This is a genomic window from uncultured Campylobacter sp. (assembly GCF_938045535.1).
Lineage (GTDB): Bacteria > Campylobacterota > Campylobacteria > Campylobacterales > Campylobacteraceae > Campylobacter_B.
On the sequence record NZ_CALIMQ010000301.1, the window covers coordinates 1 to 2,999 of the forward strand.

Annotated in this window: 3 protein-coding genes and 1 pseudogene; all 4 read right to left on the minus strand. The window is 47.1% G+C overall.

Annotated elements, in window-relative coordinates; translation table 11 throughout:
* Positions 1-93: 93 nt before the first annotated feature.
* Positions 94-324: a YdcH family protein gene (locus tag Q0095_RS09340; RefSeq protein WP_177387402.1), complete on the minus strand. Its 231-nt coding sequence runs from the start codon at positions 322-324 to the stop codon at positions 94-96.
* Between the two features lie 245 nt (positions 325-569).
* Positions 570-1,763 (minus strand): bifunctional glutamate N-acetyltransferase/amino-acid acetyltransferase ArgJ, encoded by a 1,194-nt coding sequence (gene argJ, locus Q0095_RS09345; RefSeq protein ID WP_297883257.1) that lies wholly within the window; start codon positions 1,761-1,763, stop codon positions 570-572.
* Positions 1,756-2,886 carry a potassium channel protein gene (locus Q0095_RS09350; protein ID WP_297883258.1) on the minus strand — a complete coding sequence of 377 codons (1,131 nt, stop codon included), beginning with the start codon at positions 2,884-2,886 and terminating at the stop codon, positions 1,756-1,758. The genes argJ and Q0095_RS09350 overlap by 8 nt, the downstream gene beginning before the upstream one ends.
* A gap of 18 nt (positions 2,887-2,904) precedes the next feature.
* Positions 2,905-2,999, minus strand: a pseudogene (locus tag Q0095_RS09355) (L28 family ribosomal protein); the annotation flags it as partial.

A 2,999-nucleotide genomic window follows, 5' to 3' on the forward strand; every position in this document is an offset into this window, starting at 1 on the left:
TGCGATTAGAAAATTCTAAACGCGGATTAAAGCTTAGCGGCGAAATCAGCCTTGCTAGCACTCTGCTGCATCTTAATTTCGCCGCAAGCAACTTTATTTATCTGCCTTTTCGGCTTTATATTGCGCTAGCAGGGTGCCTAGCTCATCTTTTATGCGAAGCTTTTCTTTCTTCATCGCATCGATCTCCAGATCGCTCATATGCACTCTGCCGGCTTGTGCGTCGGCGATCTTGTGATCCAGCTCGTCGTGCTTCTCGAAAAGCGAATCAAATCGTGCGTTTTTGCCTTTTAACTCAGTGATTAAATCTCTGTATTCATGAAACATACTTTACTCCTTTGAAAAATTTATTCAAGTATATCAATAAAGCGCTTAAAACCTAATTTCAGCTATCAAATTTAGACTGAATTTCACGCATGAGATTCCAAATTTTAAGAGGTAAAATTTTAGTATTTAAAAATTTAAAACAGGCAAATTTAAATGATAAAATTTTAAGAGCAGAGCTTTAAAGCCCTGCCGCTTTCGCTATTTTCGAGACGAGATTTTTAGGTTATGAAGCGAGCTGTGAATCTTTATGATCTATAATCGGCGTTGATTTTTATGTAGTCGTAGCTAAGATCACAGCCGTATGCGCTAAACTCGCCATCCCCGAGCCCCAAATCGCACCAGATCGTAAAGCTTTTTTGCTGCATTACGGCGTGAGCCGCGGCCTCGCGCGCGGCGTCCAGTTCGCGATTTTGTGCGTCATAAAGCAGCACGTCGTCGTATTTGATACGCAGCTTTTCTTCGTCGCATTCTATGCCACAGGCGCCTATGGTGGAGGCTATGCGACCCCAATTCGGGTCTTCGCCGAAGATCGCCGTTTTAACAAGCGGCGAATTGCTTAGCGCCTTCGCCGCCCTGCGGGCATCCCCAGCATTTGCGGCGCCGCTTACTCTAAATCGCACCAGCTTGTTTGCGCCTTCGCCGTCTTTTACCAGCATTAGCGCAAGCTCGTGCGTAAGGGCGTTTAGCGCGAATGAGAAGGCATTCTTTTCGTAGGCGCATTTGGCGCTACTGCAGAGCATAATCGTATCGTTGGTGGAGGTATCACCGTCGACGCTTACGGTGTTGAAACTCTGCTCCGCCGCTTTTTTTAGCAGCTCGTCCATATCCGCGCGCGGGATTTTTGCGTCGGTTAGAATGAAGCAGAGCATGGTCGCAAGCACGGGATTGATCATGCCTGCGCCCTTGCAAACGGCTGCGATGTGAAATTTCTCGCCGTTTTCTAAAGAAATTTCATATGCAAGCTCTTTTTTTATCGTATCGGTAGTCATAATGGCGGTGGCTAGGGCGTTCGAGTTTCGTGCCGAGAGGTTAAAATTTTGCGCGGCGGCGATAATTTTTTCCTTTTTGAGGCGGTATCCGATGACGCCGGTGGAGCTCATAACGGGGTTTATCAGAGCGGTCTTTTTACCAAGCTCGCTAAAAATTTCATCGATGTCCGCGACGCCTTGCTCCCCGGTCATCGAGTTTGCGTTTTTAGAATTTACGAGGATAAAATTTGTTTTAAGCTCCCCGCCCGCGCGCTCTTGCGCCCTTTTGAAATGCCTAATCGGCGCGGCTTGAAATTTATTGCTCGTAAAGATCGCGCTTACGGCAAAGGGTTCGTCCGCGCGGATAAATCCCAGATCGTTTCCCTCTTTTTTAAAGCCCGAATTTACGCCGTCAAAATAAAAACCCTCGACATTTTGTAAGCCGCCCTCGAGCTTAGTTATTTTAAACATATCTCATCTCCTGCGGCTTGTATTTGCTGCGGATGAGTTTTTTAGTGTTGCGGATGCCCTCTGCCGTGCCGATGACTAAAAATTTCACCCCAGTACCGATGAGGTAGTCGCCATCCGGCATCGGAATGAAGCGGTTATTCGGCTCCTTGATGCCCACGACGTCGGCGTTTGTAAAATCGCGCAGGCGAGTTTCTTTTAAGCGTTTGAAGCGGATCCATGAAAAATCGGGCACCGTGATCTCTTCGATATCGATGAGGGAGTCTTTTTTATACAAAAATCGCTCCAAAATGTTTTCCATATCGGGACGCACGCTGATCGCAGAGAGCCTTTGTGCGGCGAGTTTGGATGGTGAGACGATAGAATTTGCGCCGAGTTTTTTTAGCCTCTGCGTGTCGCTGTCATCATCGCTATTTGCCATGATGAAGTAGGGGGTGATGCGACCAAGCTCCTTTTCGTATAGGCGCACGAGCGAGATTATCGCGATATTATCGGCTAAATTTGGAGCCAAGGTGATGACGGATTTTGCAGATGACAGATGGGCTTTTAGCATCGTGGTTTCTACATGCGGTTCGCCTACGATGAAATATGGATAGCGGTTTTCTTCAGCGATTTTGGCTAGAGCGGGATCGGGATCGATCACGACAAAAGGCAGATGATTTTCGCGAAACTGCTTGGCAAGCTCGGCGCAGTAGATGTTGTTGTAACAGATAATGTAGTGGTTTTTGAGCCTTGCGATGTTATTGATCATTCGTTGCTCCCTAAGTAAATTTTGAAGTTTGCCGTTTTTTATGACCTCGACGACGACGCCCAGGCAAAACGAAAAGGTTCCAAAGCCCATGAGGATGAATAAGACGGTAAAAATTCTACCCGCGGGCGATATCGGCGCTACTTCGGTAAAGCCTACCGTCGTGAAGGTCATGCCTGCTTGATAAAAGGCGTCTACGAGCGAAAAGCCCGCTATAAAAACATAGCCTAATGTGCCGATTAGCATCATCAGCACGATGGTTATAAGTGGTAAGCGAAAAGGGCGTAGCTGGTCGTAAATTTCTGTGTAGAGGTTGATGTCCGGCTTAGTCGAGCCGGACCAGTCGAGGAATCGCTTGATCTTGTCCAAAACAGACATAAATTCCTCTTTAAGAGGTTATTTTGATTGCTTTTTCATAGTTCGTAGAGTTGAGGCGGCGACTTTGATTCGTCTGGTTGAGCCGTCTTCTAGCTGAACGCGGATGGTGCGTA

Excerpts from the sequence above, each read along its gene's own strand:
- Q0095_RS09340 (WP_177387402.1), bottom strand. The coding sequence starts at position 324 with ATGTTTCATGAATACAGAGATTTAATCACTGAGTTAAAAGGCAAAAAC.
- argJ (WP_297883257.1), bottom strand. The coding sequence starts at position 1,763 with ATGTTTAAAATAACTAAGCTCGAGGGCGGCTTACAAAATGTCGAGGGT.
- Q0095_RS09350 (WP_297883258.1), bottom strand. The coding sequence starts at position 2,886 with ATGTCTGTTTTGGACAAGATCAAGCGATTCCTCGACTGGTCCGGCTCG.